Source organism: Cohnella sp. WQ 127256 (genome assembly GCF_024519285.1).
Taxonomy (GTDB): Bacteria; Bacillota; Bacilli; order Paenibacillales; family Paenibacillaceae; genus Cohnella.
Window position 1 is genome coordinate 828,295 of record NZ_JAMZCY010000001.1, and the last position, 17,799, is coordinate 846,093.

A 17,799-nucleotide genomic window follows, 5' to 3' on the forward strand; every position below is an offset into this window, starting at 1 on the left:
TACAGTTGTTCCAGAACACCAAGTGCGAGTGTGGACACCAGAATCCTGTAGGTACGGTATTGTGCGAGTCATGCGGCAAGCCCCTACTCGAGGAATTACTGACCGACGAGAGCGCCCCACTTGAAATGAGATACGACGGGGTAGCCCGTAGATCCCAGAAAGCGAACCCTCATATTGTAGATCGGATTTGGAATTTTTTCTCATCGGTAAAAATTGCCGTTTATCTGATTGCAATTACGCTTGTAGGAGCTTGTCTCGGTACGATTTTCCAACAAGAAAATACTTTGATCAATATGACCGAGAGATCGGAGTTCGCAGCCTTTTACAAAGAGCAGCACGGAACGTTTGGCGTCATCTACCATGCGTTAGGCTTGTCGAGAACGTACGAGTCTTGGTGGTTCGTCTTGCTTCTCGTTATGATTGGCACCTCGCTCGTCATATGTAGTCTAGATCGAGTTCTGCCGCTCTATCGCGCTCTATCTAAACAGCAGATTCGTAAGCATCTCCAATTCATCACACGACAACAGGTTGTTTACAACGGGACAGTTGAAGGTGATCAAGAAGCATGGCTTACTGAATTAGGTAAACAGCTTAAACGTAAGCACTATCGTGTATATCAGGAAAAGGGAGCTTTGCTAGCAGAGAAAAATAGATTTAGCCGATGGGGACCGTATATTAACCACATTGGACTTATTATTTTCCTACTCGCAGTATTAGGTCGCAGTATACCTGCCTGGCATATGGATAAATATCTCACTCTCTATGAAGGAGAAACGAGACAAATCCCAGATACGAATTATTACGTAAAAAATGAAAACTTCACTGTGGACTATTATACAGATGATGAGCTTGCGAACAATCAGAAAGGGACGAAGGTCGTTAAGCTGTACGAGACGGAAGCCCGTTTATACGAATGTACGGACGCTTGTGATGATCCGATGAAAGAACCTGTTCTGACCGAAGTTAAGCATCATAACATTCGAGTGAATAGCGCGCTTTCATATAAGGGCTTGAAGTTGTATCAGAATAGCTACCAAGAACGAGTACGTTTCATCTCTGTTAAGCCGTCTTTAATAAACTCTGCAACAGGTAAATCATTAGGCACGTTCGAATTGTCCATGGATCATCCAGCTGAGAAGCTTGAAGTTGGGTCTTATAAGCTGACGCTTAGTGATTATTATCCGGATTTCTCCTTAGATGATAAAAGCCAGCCAATGACTAAGACGAGGGAGCCAAACAATCCTGCGTTCGTGATCAGAGTCAATGGTCCGAACATTCAAGCTGCTGGAGAATTATATATCTATTTCGCAATGCCTAGCGAGAAAAGTAAATATTATGAGAAAATTATCAATGAGAGCTTTAAGCAAAGAGGAGATAATACGGGACTTTTCACAATTAAGGTGGAAAACCCGATCGTCGATGGTAAAATGAATAATATCACCTATTCCGAATATTCGACTTATTTGAACATCCGAGTGGACAAGGCTATGCCTTACATTTGGTTCGGTGCAGCGATTTCTATGATTGGACTCATCATGGGCTTCTACTGGCAGCATAGGCGGATATGGTTGAGGTTTGATGATCATTCACTTTCACTCGGAGGTCATACAAACAAAAATAGCTTTGGTCTAAGGGCTGATGTTGCTTGGGCTTTGGGGAAAACCGGTATCGAGGTAGAACCCAAATCGCTTGATAATAGGAGGAATGTACGTTGACGTTGAATGGGTGGATAGATTTCAGCAGTGATGCTTTTATAGTTGCTTTTTATTTGTATTGTGCCTCATTTATATGCTTCGCGATCGCGGTTGCAGGAAAGCGTTGGAGCAACCGTAAACCGGAGGATCACACTTCCCGTTGGGGGAAAATTGGCTTTGGCTTGGCCGTGCTTGGATGGCTTGCACATCTGACTTTCTTCTTTACCCGATGGTATGGTGGCGGACATATTCCGACAAGTAATATGTATGAGTTTATGACTTTTCTAGGTATGGCGATAATGTTCGCATTCATCGTTGTGCATCTCATTTACCGCAACATGATCTTGGGAGCCTTCGCGCTGCCTCTGATTATTATTATTATCGCTTATGCTTCTGTATTTCCTTCTGAAGTGCAGCCGCTCATTCCGGCATTAAATAACTATTGGTTGAAAATACATGTTACAACGGCGGCGACTGGTGAAGCCTTCTTTGCAGTTGGATTTGCCGCAGCTCTTATGCAGCTTATTCGAGTGGTCGATTTTACCCGCACAGACAAAGCGGGTAAACGCTCGCAGTTCTGGACGGAGTTCTCTCTGTTTGTCATTATCGTTCTTATTGGCTTCCTTGTTGCTGTGTTTACGTTCCGTGCTGCGGGATATGAGTCAACCTTTAACCAAGAGACGATCGTGATTGATGACGCTGGTATTGCCAAATCATCCGTTAAAGAAGTGATATACAGCTTACCGCCTCTAGTAGCTCCTTATAATAGCGAAGCAGTTTCATTCCAATCCTTCATTGGAATGAAAGAGCCATTGTTTGAATCCCCATCTTGGTTAAATGGTGCCAATGCGGGACGCAAGCTCAATACAGTAATATGGTCAGTCATTGCCGGTCTCCTGCTATACGGTGTGCTCCGATTGTTCGCACGCAAGAAGCTCGCGGCGGTTATTCATCCTCATCTGTCTGATATAGACCCGGATGATTTGGAGGAAATTAGTTACCGTGCTATTGCAATCGGATTCCCTATCTTTACACTGGGTGCGCTCATCTTTGCCATGATATGGGCAGAAATCGCTTGGTCACGTTTCTGGGGCTGGGATCCGAAGGAAGTATGGGCTCTCGTTACATTTTTGTTTTACAGTGTTTACTTGCATCTCCGATTGTCTCGCGGATGGCAAGGAACGCGCTCGGCGTGGCTGGCGGTTATCGGCTTCCTTGTCGTTATGTTTACCTTAGTAGGTGTTAATCTCGTCATTGCCGGGTTGCATTCATACTCCGGAGTATAAGATAGACTTAGAACATAGAGCCGAGAGGGTGCATTCGTATGAATACAGGAAATCGGATTTTGGTAGTGGATGACGAGGAAAGAATTCGTCGATTGCTCAGAATGTATTTGGAGAAGGAAGGCTATATCATCGATGAGGCGGAGGATGGTGAAACCGCTCTTCGTAAAGCACAAGAGGAAGAATTCGATCTCATCGTGCTAGATCTTATGCTTCCAGGTATCGATGGGCTTGAGGTATGTGCACGCCTGCGCCAGCAGAAAGCGACTCCAGTACTTATGCTCACGGCTAAAGGTGAAGAAGTAAATCGAGTTCAAGGGTTTGAAGTGGGCGCGGATGATTATGTCGTGAAGCCATTTAGTCCACGGGAAGTTATTTTCCGGATTAAAGCGATCCTTCGTCGTTCGTCTGCGACAGCTTTCTTATCCAAAGAATTGAATACAAGTAACAACATCGTATTTCCTTATTTAATTATCGAGCATGATGCGCATCGCGTCATCGCTAGTAGCCAAGAAGTGAACTTAACACCTAAGGAATATGAGCTTCTTCACTATTTAGCAAGTACTCCGGACAAAGTATTCTCCCGTGAAGAACTACTTAAAGATGTTTGGAACTACGATTTCTTCGGCGATCTGCGTACGGTTGACACTCATGTGAAGCGGCTGCGCGAGAAGCTAAACCGTGTATCCTCGGAAGCGGCGTCGATGATTACGACAGTATGGGGAGTCGGCTACAAGTTAGAGGCGGCGAAGTAGGGTATGGCCATATGGAGATCAGTCGTTGGAAAAATGTGGCTAACGATTATCGGCTTAGTTGCAGTTGTAATAATAACGCTTGGACTGTTCCTGCTGGAGTATATCGATTTATCGTTCACTGAGCCAGAGAAAATCAAACATTTGTTCATTTACTCTGGCATTATCGGTTTTCTGTTAACAACGTTCTTCGCCTTTTTCCTTCTCACCAAAATCACCCAGCCCCTTAGGGAGATGAAGGATGCAGCGAATCGGGTTGCTCAAGGAGATTACTCGACCCGGGTAACGATTCGTTCTTCCGATGAAATCGGAGAGCTTGCTAATACATTTAATCAAATGGCTTCTGAATTGCACACGCTCATTCGTGATATTCAGCATGAACGAGATCACCTGAGCAGTGTACTAAGAAGTATGACGGACTCGGTTATTTCCTTCAATAATGAAGGGGAGGTCATCCTGACGAATCCTCAAGGCCAATGCCTTCTTAAGGATTGGAGTACTGTTGATTGGTCCGACGATGACTTATCGGAGCGCGATTCTAACGTTCCAGGACCGCTTCGTGACCTCTTCCAAAATGTGATTATTAGTACTAGTGGTAAGGAGCTCACTGGGAAAATCCACGTAAAGAGCGGAGTTTGGTCAGTCGTCATGACGCCACTTGTGTCAACGGATTCGATCCGGGGCGCTGTAGCAGTGCTGCGGGATGTCACAGAAGAATTTCGCGTGGACAAGATGCGTAAGGACTTCGTCGCGAATGTATCGCATGAAATTAGAACACCCCTATCCATGGTTCAAGGGTATAGTGAAGCGCTCATGGATGATATTGTAGCAACTCCGGAGGAACGGAGGGAGCTGGTGCAGGTCATCCATGATGAATCATTAAGAATGGGTCGCCTAGTTAAGGATCTGCTTGATTTAGCGAGGATGGAAGCCGGATATTTAGAGATGGAATTCCAGCAGCTGGATGTGAATGGCCTCATATCGCGAGTGTATCGTAAGTTTAATGCTTTGGCGAAGGAACGCAACATCGTGCTTACGAAGTCACAGGAGGATCCGAATCTTGTGCTTGAAGCCGCGGATGTAGATAGACTTGAGCAGGTATTAACAAACCTTATGGATAATGCTCTTCGTCATACCGCATCTGGAGCTGCTATTTCTTTGATTGCCGCTCGTATTGATAATGACAAGGGTAGCTGGCTGGAGATTAAGGTTATGGATCTAGGACGGGGTATTCCTCCTGAAGATTTGCCTTTCATCTTCGAACGCTTCTACAAGGCGGATAAAGCCCGTAAGAGGGAAATGACGGGTGGAACAGGACTTGGACTAGCCATTGTCAAAAACCTGATCGTCGCCCACGGAGGCACGATTAGTGCCACTAGCCAGCCAGGTGAAGGAACAACATTCTCGATTCATTTGCCCGTTTATGCAAATCGGATTATGAAGTAGAAGTAAGATCGATTGATCCCGTTTTCCGGTGATCACGATCTTTTTTTTGTCTTCAAAACTCACAACAAGGAGATTTCACGATTCAAAAGGCAAACTGTCGCTCCTACAGGAAATACATACCCTCTATTTTCATCGATTTAGGAAAGTTGACCAAAAAACGAAAGGGGTGGCACAGGAATGAATCCCTGAACCACCCATTTTTGACTTTAATCTTGAAAGTCATCTTATTGCTTAATCCAAATGAACTTCTTTAGCAGTTTTCAGGTCAGGTAGGGCAGTAAGCTCGCTTAACACTTGCTTAGTTACGCCTTTATCGACACCTAGTAGCATGATCGCTTCGCCACCGACGATTTTACGTCCTACTTGCATTGTAGCGATATTGATTTCATTCGTACCAAGCAGTGTACCTACACGACCGATAATGCCTGGTTTGTCATCATGAGAGATAAGTAGAATATGGCCTTGTGGTTCAACGTCAACTGGGAACTTGTCAACTTGAGTAATTCTAGGTCCGAATCCGTTCAAGAGTGTACCAGCGACAAGACGTTCTTCTTTATCTGTGCGCAAAGTTACGCTAACTTGGTTAGTGAACCCTTTGGCTGTATGGGATTTCGTAATCACGATATTTACATCGCGGTTCTTAGCAAGATGCATCGCATTAACAACGTTGACTTGATCGGCACCTAAATGATAAGCAAGAACTCCTCCAACAATGTGGCGAGTTAACGGTTGAGTATCGACTTCGGCTAGATCACCTGCATAAGAAACGGCAATTTCCTTCACAGGACCCGCAGCGATTTGAGCTGCAAAGCTACCTAGCTTCTTACCTAGCGAGAAGTAAGGCTCAAGCTTAGAAAGAACTTCAGCAGCAACCGGAGGCATGTTAACCGCATTTTTGAACGGCTCACCACGGAGGATGTGTAGAAGTTGCTCCGAGACATCGATAGCTACATTCTCTTGGGCTTCGATAGTGGAAGCACCCAAATGTGGTGTAACGATGATTTTTGGATGTGATAAGAACGGGTGATCGGAAGCAGGAGGCTCTTCTTCGAATACGTCGAAAGCCGCTCCAGCAACTCGTCCAGCATCGATTGCTTCAACAAGTGCCAATTCATCGATAATACCGCCGCGTGCGCAGTTGACGATACGTACGCCTTGCTTGATGCGAGCAAATTGATCTTTGCCGATCATATGACGGGTTTCCGGAGTCAGTGGAGTATGGACAGTAATAAAGTCAGCCTCAGCAATAATGTCTTCAACGGATGCTTTACGAACACCCATTTTCTCTGCACGTTCTTCCGTTAGGAAGGGATCGAAGCCTAGAACGTTCATTCCGAATGCTTTGGCGCGAGCAGCAACCTCGCTACCGATACGTCCCATGCCTAATACTCCAAGCACTTTGTTGCGAAGCTCAACACCAACGAAGGATTTGCGATCCCAAACGCCGCCTACCGTTTTCAAGTATGCTTGCGGAATGTGGCGAGCAACGGCCATCATCATAGCGAAAGTATGCTCACAGGTTGTGATGGTGTTTCCATCAGGGGCATTGATAACGATAATACCGCGTTTTGTAGCCGCTTCAAGGTCGATGTTATCGACGCCTACGCCAGCTCTGCCGATTACTTTTAACTGCTTACCGGCATTCATAATTTTTTCTGTTACACGAGTCTGGCTACGAACGAGTAATGCGTCATATTCACCAATGATGGATACTAGCTCGTCTTCGCTTAAACCTGTTTTCTTGTCAATAGTAATGTCGGAAGCTTCAACTAGAAGTGAAATACCTAAGTCGCTAATCGGATCTGATACCAAAACTTTAAACATGTGTGGAATCCTCCTTCGAAATATAGAAAACACCCTCAACCGCCGCTCTCCGCATGAAGCGGACATACGGTGCGTAGAGGGTGACTCCGCAAGGTCACTTCTATTCTTGTTTCTCAATACGCACGAGCACCGGTTCCAATTGCCTATCCTATTTTATAGCAATGAGATAGGCAATTGCAATGGCGAAAGTGCAACAAAATGATTCGAACCTACGTTAATTGACAAATAGCTTTACTTTCCAGGGAAGAAAAACGGAAGCTGTGGCAATTGCTCACTATCGTAGAAGCGAGATTTCATTTCAGCGAAGTCGCCACTACGAACAGCTTCAGTACTTGTTAATAGCTCTGCGATTGCGTTGAAGCTCTTGACCTTCCGCTTTTCTGCTTGACCTGAGAGAATAAATTGATCGATTCTCGCAGTCAAATCATGCGGCAAATATTCAGACATTTGCAATTGTGCGGCCAAGTAGTCGGAGGATATTTTGTTCTTAACGAGGAACGGTAGTTTCTTCCATGCCGCGATCGTAAGAACTTCAGGGCTTTCGTAATTGTCAGGAATATCGGAGTTGACTGATTTAGCCCAGCTTACCATGGAGCTATAATATTCCTTCTGGGCATTTAGTGATTGAGTACGCCCTTCCTTGTAGAAGGAATCTTTGTTAATTTTGTCCATTACCATGTCTGCAGTACCTTCATTGGCCGAAGCTGCTAACGAAGAGAACGTTTCTTGGAATAGCTTTAAGCTTTTTAAGTAGCTTGTTTGTGAGTTTTTAAGTTGTGGTGAGATTGGAGCTACATAAACCGCTTTTACTGAGTCATACTTTTTCTGGGCAGATTTGGATAATTCCTTCATAGATGCCGCACGATCCGCAGTTGGATCGGATTGCCACTTATTTTGGGCGGCGAACCAATCGTTTTGAAATTCACGGTAAGGTAAAAATACGGTATGATAGAATGAAACTAAATCTTGTTGTTGGTAGGCATTTGGTTGCGGGGTTGCCGCTGCCTCTTGCACCTCACTTGCGACTTGCTTGGCTTCGGTTCTATCAGTGCCCACTTTAACGCCGTAAAAAAAAGCACCCACTGCGATGACAAGCATGAGTAAGAAAGCTAGAGAAAACATGAGATCTGATCTGTTTAGGCGCTTTTCCATCGGTTACTCCTTTGAACGGTAGTTTGTTGGTAGTCCTAGTATAGAAAAAAAAATTGCACTTGAACACACAAAAATTCACAAAATACGAGGGAACATGAAAAAATTCGACATTAGAAACATCAAAATACGCAAAGTAACCGTTGACCAGTTGAATGATAAGATGCTACTAATGAATTTGTATGTAACCCAAGTGCTTACACTTATTATCGGAATTGTGTGGATTTTATTTCAGGGTCGAAATCCTCTTGATTTTTTCAAATTGCCGATAACTAATGATTTTATTATCTGGGGAACAGGTCTGGCGATTCTTGTTTTAATTTTTGATTTAGGGATCTCCCGTTTCGTCCCAGAAGAAGCGGCAGATGATGGTGGCGTTAACGAAAGAATTTTTAAAACAAGAGCATTGTGGCATATCGCCGTAATTTCTTTGGTTGTTGCGATTTGCGAAGAGGTTTTGTTCCGTGGAGCTATTCAATTCGCGATAGGACCTTATTGGACTAGTATTTTATTTGCTGCAATCCACGTTCGTTATTTACGTCATTGGATACCGACGGGCTTGGTATTCTTGATCAGTTATGGTTTAGGTTGGATTATGATTCATACAGGTACGTTATGGGCTCCCATTTTGGCCCATTTTCTAATTGATTTCGTGATGGGTTGCATCATACGTTTTCGGAGGGAAGAGTAATGCAAGAGGAAGGCGATTCTTCATCGGTATGGGGTAAATATGTTGCGGCCAAGAAAACGGCTTTCGGTACCCCGGAGGATAGCGAGGCGCTTCAAGGCTTAGCTGAGCTGGAGGCTGCTATAGCAGAGAAAGCAGCTAACTCCGGGATCCCGGAAATTGGATTGCCTCCGCGTTCGGGCGTTCATCCAGTTAAACGAAGCCAAATGTCTAGATGGTTTTATTTGACACTTGTTATTTTATTCGCCTCTTTGGTGATTGGTTTAATATGGTGGGGACAACGTGAATATAATTATTGAAAAAAGGGCCATTGAGCATCATTGCTCAATGGCCCTTTTTTGTGAAGTTACAGTTCAGTATCAATGGCATTAGGATCAACGAAGGAATAACCCTTCTCCTCTAGCTGGGTGAGTAAGTTATCTAATGTTTTGGCGGTCCATGGTAGCTCATGCATAAGAATGTTACTTCCTGAGTGCAATTGCTCCATGACATTGTCGATTACGGCTTGAGGCCGTTTTTCTTCAGCAATTTTGCTCATATCCCAGTCCAGAGAGCCGTTGGACCAGGTCATGAACAATAATCCGTTGTCCTTAGATATTTTGCGCACATCATCATTAGAGGCTCCAAATGGAGGCCTGAAGAAAACGGGAGATTTGCCCGTAATTTCTTTAACAAGCGATTGTACTTGTTCGATTTGTTCTTTGATTTTCGGTGCTTTTTCTTTCTTCAAAGAGATGTGATCCCAGGAGTGATTACCGATAACCTGGTTGCGCTCGTCAATGACTTTGAGAAGATCAGGATTTTCTTTCACGCGATAACCATTTACGAAAAAGATGGCTTTCGCATTATGTTTGTCCAATGTATCTAACAAAGGATCCAGCGTTGCATGATCTTTAGGGCCGTCATCAAAAGTAAGGAGAACAACTTTGCTTTCCGTCTTTTCTTTATCAATAGGAACAATGAAATAATTTTTATTCATTTGATACGTTTTCTCAACTTCGGTTGGTTCAGGTGCGGTGCTTGGTTCGATTTCATCGGAAGCAGAAGCTTCTGGACTGGAAGAAGAAGTAGGAGTTGGTGAAGCGGTCTCCGTGACGGTAGGAGGGGACGAAGAACTACTGCCGTTTGTTGTAGAGCTATTTCCGCAGGCGGCAAGGCCTAATAGTAAAACGGTTGTACATAATGCAATTACTAGACGATTCATGATGAAATGACCTCCAATTAACATTCGTTGCGTAAGTCCGATTGTATCATAATTACCCCATTTTTCGACAGGTGACAACCTTCCTTATTTTGATGGGGCATGTCTTACGATCACTCGGTCACACTAAAGCTAATAAGGAGGTGGCAAATGAAAATCGGGACTTTCATTTTAGGTGGATTAGCGGGCGCTGCAGTTGTTATGATGATCCAACGCAATCAAACGATGACTGCTGTTGCAGCAAGCGTTGGAAGTAATATTAAGCACCGAATGAATCACATGAAAAACGATGTTGTAGGGAAGGCGATTGATAAAAGCTTTTCAAGCAGCTTTAAGACTTCGATGAACACCGAAAAGCATGACGCTTCATCATCCTCCCTACATGGTGAAGGTCTGAAAGAGGTTGAAAAACTGATCTCGCAGGACCCAGATGTAAGCAAAGAAATTAACACCATATTAGAGCAGAACGGACAACATTAAATGTAATTGTTCAGGAATGAATGCAGGGAAAAAACGGCATCGTCCTCTCCGGATAGGAGAGGCATGATGCCGTTTTTTTGTATTTCGAGGGTTTTCCCTAGTGCATTTCAGTTTGAGAAGTGATAACATGTTCTCAAGAAAGTTTCATTCACGCATTATATGCTTAATCATAAGCTGTTATCACCCACAGAAGGAGGATCCTGTCATGAGGATGGAGCGGCTTAGCCAAGATAAAATTCGGATTTTTCTCACCTTCGATGATTTGACTGAGCGCGGGATCCAGAAGGAAGATATGTGGCGCGAGATTCCGAAGGTTCATGAGTTATTTAGTGAAATGATGGATCAAGCCTACAATGAGCTTGGCTTTGATGCCTCTGGCCCGCTAGCTGTTGAAGTGTTCGCAATGCCTGCACAAGGAATGGTTGTAATTGTCACAAGAGGTAAGCTAGAGAGGGATGCAAACTCATCATCTGAGGATGATGAAGAAGTTTATGAATTGGAAGTTACGCTTGAACAGAGCGAAGCTATTATATATCGATTTAAAGACATTGAAGACGCGATCGGTGCGGCAAAAACATTATTTGGTCATTTAACGGATGAAGGAACCATGTACCGTTATCAGAACCAATGGGTGCTCTTCTTTGATCCCGCAGGTATGGAAAGCGCGGGTTATCATGCTTTAATCGCTGTATTAGCCGAGTATGGAGAGGCAACATCCATTACGCATGCTGTTCTAGAGGAATACGGTAAAGTAATTATTGACAAGAATGCTGTTAAAGTTTTAGCGGAAAATTTTTCTAATTAAGCAAATCGATCAGTACAGTTAAGTAACCAAGCCGATTGCACATGGTTTGGTTGCTTTTTTTTGCCATTTTATTTATTTTTCTGAAAAAGCTGGTACTTTGTCCAGTCAATATTTTTGATTTTCACTCAAAGTTCTTTTTTTTAGCTCCTCTTTTGCTGTTATAATAGATGGGGTAAGAAGGGAGGGGACTCATGGTCTCGCTCATGTCGATATTAGCGGCCTCGATTGCACCTGGAATAGCATTGTTGGTTTATTTCTATTGGAAAGACCGCTACGACACTGAGCCGGTCTCGATCGTCATCCGGATGTTCCTGACTGGAGTTCTAATCGTAATACCGATAATGATCGTACAACGTGGGTTAGTGCTTTGGTGGGGAGAATCGCCATTCACCTTTTCCTTTATTATATCTTCTGGTGTTGAAGAGTTCTTCAAGTGGTTCGTCCTCTATCATATTATATATAACCATACGGAGTTTGATGAACCGTATGATGGAATCGTCTATGCCGTCGCTGTATCACTCGGGTTTGCGACTTTAGAAAATGTGCTGTATGCCTTCCTGCAACCCGCAACATTCAGTACACTTATGATGCGAGCATTGCTTCCGGTATCAGGACATGCATTGTTTGGTGTATTCATGGGCTACTCATTGGGGAAAGCCAAATTTTCTGTCGGTAGGAGTGTTAAGATTCACCTAGGTCTATCATTGCTGTTACCTATTATTTGGCATGGCGTATATGATTTTATATTACTGACCGTACCTGCCACGTGGATTTGGCTTGTTGTTCCTTTTATGTTTTTGCTTTGGTTCGGGGGCATGCGTAAGGTGAACAATGCGAATGCCGTCTCTCCTTTTCGGTTCTTAAAACGTGAGGAAGAGATTAAATCGTAATCGTTCCGTCTATACTGGGTGTGGGAATATCCGGTAGGGGGGAATTACAGTTGTCTCATCGCTTTAAGGTCACGATACGGTGTAATCGTTGTAACGAGAAGTTTATATTAAGGGGTCGTAAAGATCGCGGACGAGTAGACACTGGTTTTAAGCAATGCTTATGTAGTAATGCAGAGGATTTCGACATTGAAGAGGAAGTACTCATCTAACAAGCTGAGTACTTCCTCTTCTTTTGTATTTGAGAAGATGATGAATTCCACGCATAAAATGGGAACCTTCTTCCCACAATAACGGCATACCGTTTGGGAATGAAAGGGGTCGGCTTTTCATGTATGCACGTCTAAGTTCCATTATGTTTCCGATTGCTACAATTCTGTTTATTGGTGCTATCGTTTGGGGGTATCAGGAGCATCAGGAGAAAAACTCGGTTCTAATTAAAGCGGAAAATCAATACCAGCGTGCGTTCCATGATCTCAGCCATAATATGGGACGTCTACATGAACAGTTAGGTCAAAGTCTGGCTGTGTCTTCTGCTTCTCAAGGCATGCAACGTAAAGGCTTAGTCAATGTCTGGAGACTGACAAGTCAAGCGCAAAGTGAGATTAATCAGCTTCCACTTTCGCTTCTTCCCTTTGATAAGGCGGAGGAGTTTCTTACGCGAGTATCCAGCTTTGCTTATCGTACGGCAGTGCGAGACCTTACGAAGCAACCACTTAGTCCAGAAGAAATGAAGACGATGAAGTCTCTGTATAAAACTGCAGAGTCCGTGAATTCTGAGTTAGGTAAAGTCCAGGATGCAGTCATTGCCGATCGTTTGCGTTGGATGGATGTTGAGGTAGCGATGGCGAGTGAGAACGGTCCACAAGACAATATGATCATTGATGGCTTTAAGGAAGTAGATAAACAGATGGGTGCATACCCCGAAAATGATTGGGGTCCTTCTGCACTATCTGCGGACCGGAAGCGTTCGGAAGCGGAGTTGGACGGTCAGAATATGACTGGGGAGCAAGTTAAGAAGCTTGCGATGGAGTTTCTAGGAAAACAAGCAAATGGAGTAGAAGCTAAAGTGACTGAGGATGGGAGTAAAACGGATCTACCCGCATACACCGTTACTGTGAAGGAACAGGGCGGTGCTAATATTCAAATGGATTATACCCGTAAGGGAGGTAAGATTCTCTGGTTCATGAATACGCGCGAAGTAAAAACCCGTAAGCTTAATTTCGACACCGCGCGCAATAAGGGATCTCAATTCCTAGTGCGGCATAATTACAAGGATATGACCCCTATTACCTATGATGAGTATGACCATGTTGCAGTGTTTACCTATGCCCATACGATAGATGGAGTGAAAATTTATCCAGATAAAGTTACCGTGCGTGTTGCATTGGATAATGGGGACGTTGTAGGATTACAAGCCTCGGATCATGTGTTTGCCCAGAAGCTACTCACTCCGGGTAAAGCAAAGATTACGAAGGAGAAGGCACAAGAGGGATTAAATCCTGATTTCAAGATCGAGGGTTATTCCCTAGCTGTTATTGAAGATGATATGAGGAAGCCGATTTTATGTCACGAATTTCTCGGTAAAATCAACAAACATCAATATCGAATTTATATGAGCGCGGAAACTGGACTGGAAGAAAGCATAGAGGAAGTTCCAGATTCAGCTAAAACAATTTACAAGTAGACAAGCATAAACGACTTTTGCCTTCCTTAGTGATGGCAAGGGAACGATTATGTTGAAAAAAACGATGCGCTTCACCCGGTTATATTGGGGTGAAGCGCATGCGTATGTCATTCCCCAAACCTCTTCCATCATGATATAATGAGGCGAATCGATAGGGAGTGTTTTCCAATCGCGCCTAATGTGGAGGGTTCCGAGTGCTGCCGAAAATTAATCAAACGATGTACATACAGACCGAGACGGGTTCCGAGCCCGCAACATTGCGCTCTCGAGTAGCAGATGAGGATAACCAGAACATTTACATCGAAATTCCGTTCAATGAAAAAAGCCGTAGCCTCTATCGTGCGCAATTAGGGGAAGAATTCCAATTTTATTATTTCACACAAGATGGAGTTAAACATCTATTCACGAGTACGGTTACAGGATTTCGGAAAGAAACGGTGTCTCTAGTTGCCATTCGAAAACCTAGTCTAGAGGAGATTACTAAAGAACAACGCCGCAGCTTCCTAAGGGTGGAGGCCAACTTGGAGTTAGCCGTGAAATTCGGAGACAAGCTCGGGTTTGTTGCGGTTACAGAAGATCTCGGAGGTGGAGGGGTATCCTTCACATGTGAGAGAAGATGGCCGATCTCCCAGAATGATGTTCTCTCTTGTTGGCTATTATTAAATTATAAGGGTGGATCGGTTGCTCATGCGAACTTCGAAGGTGAAGTCGTAAGAGTTCTGCCGACGGAGACGGACAAGCACCTTATCATGATGCGGTTTCAAGATATTGGAGAATCCGACCAACAGAAGATCGTGCGGTATTGCTTTGAACGTCAATTGGACATGCGCAAGGATTAAAGACAAAGTATCTAAAGTCTGGTGAGAACGGGAGGTATGTGAAGTGGACGAATATGGGAGTGACAAGTATAAGTCCAACTTCATCTCTTGGTCAGACCGGATAGAACGATTACTGGTGCGTAGCATCAAATTGCTCATTATCTTGCTCATTCTATCGCAGCTTATTTTGCAATTTCCAGCGGCGCGTCGGGTATTAACGACAATAGATGGATCAGAAGGCATTCCATTTCATTATGATGCACGTTAGCTGTATTTGGCGTGTTTTTTGCATCCATAGGTACCCTGTGGTATAATTTTCTCATTCCTCGCAGGCTTCGCCTGCCTTATTTTTTGAGTATGAATCGTAAAGTTGCATGGCGTCTAGGAGGCATTTTTTCTCTCATGAGTGAATCTCAATCTTATCGAATCAATATTGCTATCGACGGTCCGGCAGGTGCGGGTAAGAGTACTGTAGCTCGCAAGGTTGCCAGGGCGCTTCAATATATTTACGTAGATACAGGTGCAATGTACAGAGCGGTTACACTTAAGGTACTCGAATCGGGGCTGTCGACCGAGGATGACATCAGCGTTGGAAGCTTGGCAAATGCTTTGGATATTGTTCTGTTACCTGGAGCTGAATCCCAGCTTGTTCATGTGAATGGCGTAGACGTTACCACGCAACTAAGATCTTTGGAGATTAATCGCAACGTATCGTACGTTGCCCGATTGGGAAGCGTTAGAACGCGTATGGCTGAGCTTCAGCGTCGTATGGCTCTGGAGAAAGGTGTAGTTATGGACGGTCGAGATATTGGCACCCATGTGTTGCCAGATGCCGAATTAAAGGTATTCTTGACAGCAACGCCGAAAGAAAGAGCGCAACGCCGATTTCTAGAGCTGGACCCAGAAGCAGGAATAACGTTAGACCAGTTGGAGAAAGAAATCACCGAGCGCGATCGTTTGGATCAAGAACGGGAAATTGCTCCCCTCCTTCAAGCTCCGGATGCTCGTCTAATCGACTCAACAGGTCGAACAGTAGACGAAGTGGCGGAAGAAATCGTACAATGGGGACTTGCAGCGACAAGAACCATTTTGGCGGAGGAGAAGTAAATTATGTTATACCGTTTTTGCAGGGCCATTCTACGTGCAATCTTTATACTTCTGTTTCGCTTAGAAGCGCGAGGGGTTTCTAACATTCCTCTCGATGGACCCGTAATTTTATGTAGTAATCACAAGAGCTTATTAGATCCCATCACTTTGGGGGTAAGGGTGCCCCGCAAAGTTCATTATATGGCTAAGGAAGAATTGTTTCGTATTCCCCTTTTTGGCTCGTTAATTAGAGCTGTAGGTGCGTTTCCAGTGAAGCGCGGAGGTGTGAGTAAAGAAGCGATTCGGACGGCAATCAATCTTTTGCAAGCTGGTAATGTGATGGGGATATTTCCAGAAGGTACACGCAACGAATCGGTCGGAATGGGCAAACGAGGAGCTGTAACAATGGCGATTCGTTCCAAAGCGATTATCGTGCCGGTTGCGTTAGTTGGGGAATATCGTCCGTTTCGTAAGATGATCGCTGTATATGGCGCACCCATTGATCTAGTGCCTTACGCAGAGCAAGGAACGACCGAAAGCATGGAAGAAGCAACAGAGCTTATTATGTCGCGTATCCGGGAAATGGCTAAAACAAGCCAGCCTGCTTCCTAAAGGATGCATGTTTCTAAGGAGAAACCCTCATAATAAAGGTATTATTTGGTTCTCATGATTTCGGGTGAATAAGATTTAAGCACCGCTAGAAGCGGGTTTAAATAAAGTTGGGGTAGAACTGAGGAGGTAATTTTCATGTCTGAAGAAATCAACATCCAGGAAACAGCGGCCGCTGAAACTGTAGCGGAAACGATTAGCCAGGAAGTACTGGAAAATCTCGTGACCTTGAAAAAGGGGGACACCGTGAAAGGTACGGTAGTCAAAATCGAGGATAACCAAGCGTATGTCAGCCTTGGATATAAATACGATGGTGTCATTCCTTTGCGCGAGCTTTCTTCCGTTAACTTGGAGAATGCTGCTGAAGCTGTACAAATCGGTCAAGAAGTGGAAGCGAAAATCGTTAGCATCAATGATGCTAAAGAATCGCTTGTTCTTTCCAAACGTCAGATTGACAGCCCACGTGCTTGGGATGAGCTACAAGCTAAGTTCGAAAATGGCGAAGCGTTCGAAGTTGCTATCACCGACGTCGTTAAGGGCGGTTTGGTAGCAGACGTAGGCGTTCGCGGATTTATTCCTGCTTCTATGGTTGAGCGTCATTTCGTAGAAGATTTCGCTGCTTACAAAGGCCGTACGTTGAAAGTAAAAGTGAAAGAAATCGACCGTGAGAACAACAAGGTCATTCTTTCCGCTAAAGACGTATTGGATGCAGAATACGAAACTCAAAAGAAACAAATTATGGAAACGTTGCAACCGGGTCAAGTACTCGAAGGTAAAATCCAACGTTTGACTCCATTTGGCGCTTTTGTTGACATCGGTGGTATCGATGGTCTCGTACACGTGTCTGAAATGGCATGGCAGCACGTAGCACATCCTTCGGATGTTGTAGCTGAAGGCGATAGCGTTAAGGTGAAGGTTTTGAAAATTGATCCTTCCCTAGGCAAAATTTCGCTTAGCATTAAAGCTGCGCAACCGGGACCTTGGGATTCTGCTAATGGCCAATTTAACGTTGGCGATATCGTTACTGGTGTTGTTAAACGTCTCGTAACATTTGGCGCTTTTGTTGAAATTGCTCCAGGTGTTGAGGGTCTTGTTCACATCTCCCAGATCGCACATCGTCACATTGCCACGCCTTTCGAAGTGTTGAAGGAAGGTCAAGAAGTTCAAGCTAAAGTTCTTGATTTCAACCCTGCTGAGAAACGCGTATCCCTTTCCATCAAGGAAACGGAAGAAGCGCCAGAACGTCCAGAGCGCGAGCAACGTGAGCCGCGCGCTCCACGTGCACCAAGAGAAGAAAAAACAAATCTTCCACCCGTTGAGAACATGAGCTTTAACCTGGGCGAAAGATTTGGCGACAAATTAAGCAAATTCAAATAAGTAAATATAAGAA

General features: G+C 44.3%; 19 protein-coding genes. 16 read left to right on the top strand and 3 right to left on the bottom strand.

Going from position 1 to position 17,799, the window contains the following annotated elements; translation table 11 throughout:
• Positions 1-5 precede the first annotated feature (5 nt).
• Genes resB through M1K58_RS03395 form a run of 4 tightly spaced genes read left to right on the top strand, consistent with a single transcriptional unit; the run spans position 6 to position 5,175 of the window.
• Positions 6-1,715 carry a cytochrome c biogenesis protein ResB gene (resB, locus tag M1K58_RS03380; RefSeq protein ID WP_256757251.1) on the top strand — a complete coding sequence of 570 codons (1,710 nt, stop codon included), beginning with the start codon at positions 6-8 and terminating at the stop codon, positions 1,713-1,715.
• A gap of 2 nt (positions 1,716-1,717) precedes the next feature.
• Positions 1,718-2,980, top strand: a complete 1,263-nt coding sequence (gene ccsA, locus M1K58_RS03385; RefSeq protein ID WP_256758219.1) for a cytochrome c biogenesis protein CcsA — start codon at positions 1,718-1,720, stop codon at positions 2,978-2,980.
• Between the two features lie 38 nt (positions 2,981-3,018).
• The gene (locus M1K58_RS03390) at positions 3,019-3,732 is read left to right on the top strand and encodes a response regulator transcription factor (RefSeq protein ID WP_256757252.1); all 714 of its coding nucleotides are present in this window, start codon (positions 3,019-3,021) and stop codon (positions 3,730-3,732) included.
• Positions 3,733-3,735: 3 nt separating this feature from the next.
• The gene (locus tag M1K58_RS03395) at positions 3,736-5,175 is read left to right on the top strand and encodes a sensor histidine kinase (RefSeq protein WP_256757253.1); all 1,440 of its coding nucleotides are present in this window, start codon (positions 3,736-3,738) and stop codon (positions 5,173-5,175) included.
• 231 nt (positions 5,176-5,406) lie between these two features.
• Here M1K58_RS03395 and serA read toward each other — a convergent pair whose 3' ends face one another.
• Together serA and M1K58_RS03405 are read right to left on the bottom strand one after the other, a co-directional pair.
• Positions 5,407-6,999, bottom strand: coding sequence for a phosphoglycerate dehydrogenase (serA, locus tag M1K58_RS03400; RefSeq protein ID WP_256757254.1), 1,593 nt, complete (start codon positions 6,997-6,999; stop codon positions 5,407-5,409).
• Between the two features lie 231 nt (positions 7,000-7,230).
• Positions 7,231-8,151 carry a hypothetical protein gene (locus tag M1K58_RS03405; protein WP_256757255.1) on the bottom strand — a complete coding sequence of 307 codons (921 nt, stop codon included), beginning with the start codon at positions 8,149-8,151 and terminating at the stop codon, positions 7,231-7,233.
• 94 nt (positions 8,152-8,245) lie between these two features.
• On the opposite strand from M1K58_RS03405, the gene M1K58_RS03410 reads away from it, so the two are divergent.
• Together M1K58_RS03410 and M1K58_RS03415 are read left to right on the top strand one after the other, a co-directional pair.
• Positions 8,246-8,839, top strand: a complete 594-nt coding sequence (locus M1K58_RS03410; protein WP_256757256.1) for a CPBP family intramembrane glutamic endopeptidase — start codon at positions 8,246-8,248, stop codon at positions 8,837-8,839.
• Positions 8,839-9,135, top strand: a complete 297-nt coding sequence (locus M1K58_RS03415) for a hypothetical protein (RefSeq protein ID WP_256757257.1) — start codon at positions 8,839-8,841, stop codon at positions 9,133-9,135. Before M1K58_RS03410 ends, M1K58_RS03415 begins: the two co-directional genes overlap by 1 nt.
• A 47-nt stretch (positions 9,136-9,182) precedes the next feature.
• Here the strand turns inward: M1K58_RS03415 and M1K58_RS03420 are convergent, their stop codons facing one another.
• Positions 9,183-10,040, bottom strand: coding sequence for a polysaccharide deacetylase family protein (locus M1K58_RS03420; protein WP_256757258.1), 858 nt, complete (start codon positions 10,038-10,040; stop codon positions 9,183-9,185).
• A 147-nt stretch (positions 10,041-10,187) separates the two neighbouring features.
• Between M1K58_RS03420 and M1K58_RS03425 the strand changes: the two genes are divergently transcribed.
• The 10 genes from M1K58_RS03425 to rpsA all read left to right on the top strand — a co-directional run bounded on the left by M1K58_RS03425 (position 10,188) and on the right by rpsA (position 17,786).
• Positions 10,188-10,517, top strand: coding sequence for a hypothetical protein (locus M1K58_RS03425; protein WP_256757259.1), 330 nt, complete (start codon positions 10,188-10,190; stop codon positions 10,515-10,517).
• A 205-nt stretch (positions 10,518-10,722) separates the two neighbouring features.
• On the top strand, positions 10,723-11,322 hold the full coding sequence (locus tag M1K58_RS03430) for a genetic competence negative regulator (RefSeq protein WP_256757260.1): 600 nt from the start codon (positions 10,723-10,725) through the stop codon (positions 11,320-11,322).
• A gap of 191 nt (positions 11,323-11,513) precedes the next feature.
• Complete coding sequence (gene prsW / locus M1K58_RS03435; RefSeq protein ID WP_256757261.1) at positions 11,514-12,212, top strand: glutamic-type intramembrane protease PrsW; 699 nt, start codon at positions 11,514-11,516, stop codon at positions 12,210-12,212.
• Positions 12,213-12,262: 50 nt separating this feature from the next.
• Positions 12,263-12,421, top strand: a complete 159-nt coding sequence (locus tag M1K58_RS03440; protein WP_256757262.1) for a hypothetical protein — start codon at positions 12,263-12,265, stop codon at positions 12,419-12,421.
• A 119-nt stretch (positions 12,422-12,540) separates the two neighbouring features.
• Complete coding sequence (gene ypeB / locus M1K58_RS03445; protein WP_256757263.1) at positions 12,541-13,896, top strand: germination protein YpeB; 1,356 nt, start codon at positions 12,541-12,543, stop codon at positions 13,894-13,896.
• A gap of 194 nt (positions 13,897-14,090) precedes the next feature.
• Positions 14,091-14,735: a flagellar brake protein gene (locus M1K58_RS03450; protein ID WP_256757264.1), complete on the top strand. Its 645-nt coding sequence runs from the start codon at positions 14,091-14,093 to the stop codon at positions 14,733-14,735.
• A gap of 43 nt (positions 14,736-14,778) precedes the next feature.
• Positions 14,779-14,982 carry a hypothetical protein gene (locus M1K58_RS03455; RefSeq protein ID WP_256757265.1) on the top strand — a complete coding sequence of 68 codons (204 nt, stop codon included), beginning with the start codon at positions 14,779-14,781 and terminating at the stop codon, positions 14,980-14,982.
• Between the two features lie 134 nt (positions 14,983-15,116).
• Entirely contained in the window at positions 15,117-15,821 is a 705-nt protein-coding gene (cmk, locus tag M1K58_RS03460) for a (d)CMP kinase (protein ID WP_256757266.1), read from the top strand.
• A gap of 3 nt (positions 15,822-15,824) precedes the next feature.
• Positions 15,825-16,412: a lysophospholipid acyltransferase family protein gene (locus tag M1K58_RS03465; RefSeq protein ID WP_256757267.1), complete on the top strand. Its 588-nt coding sequence runs from the start codon at positions 15,825-15,827 to the stop codon at positions 16,410-16,412.
• A 135-nt stretch (positions 16,413-16,547) separates the two neighbouring features.
• Complete coding sequence (gene rpsA, locus M1K58_RS03470; protein ID WP_256757268.1) at positions 16,548-17,786, top strand: 30S ribosomal protein S1; 1,239 nt, start codon at positions 16,548-16,550, stop codon at positions 17,784-17,786.
• The last annotated feature ends 13 nt before the right edge of the window (positions 17,787-17,799 follow it).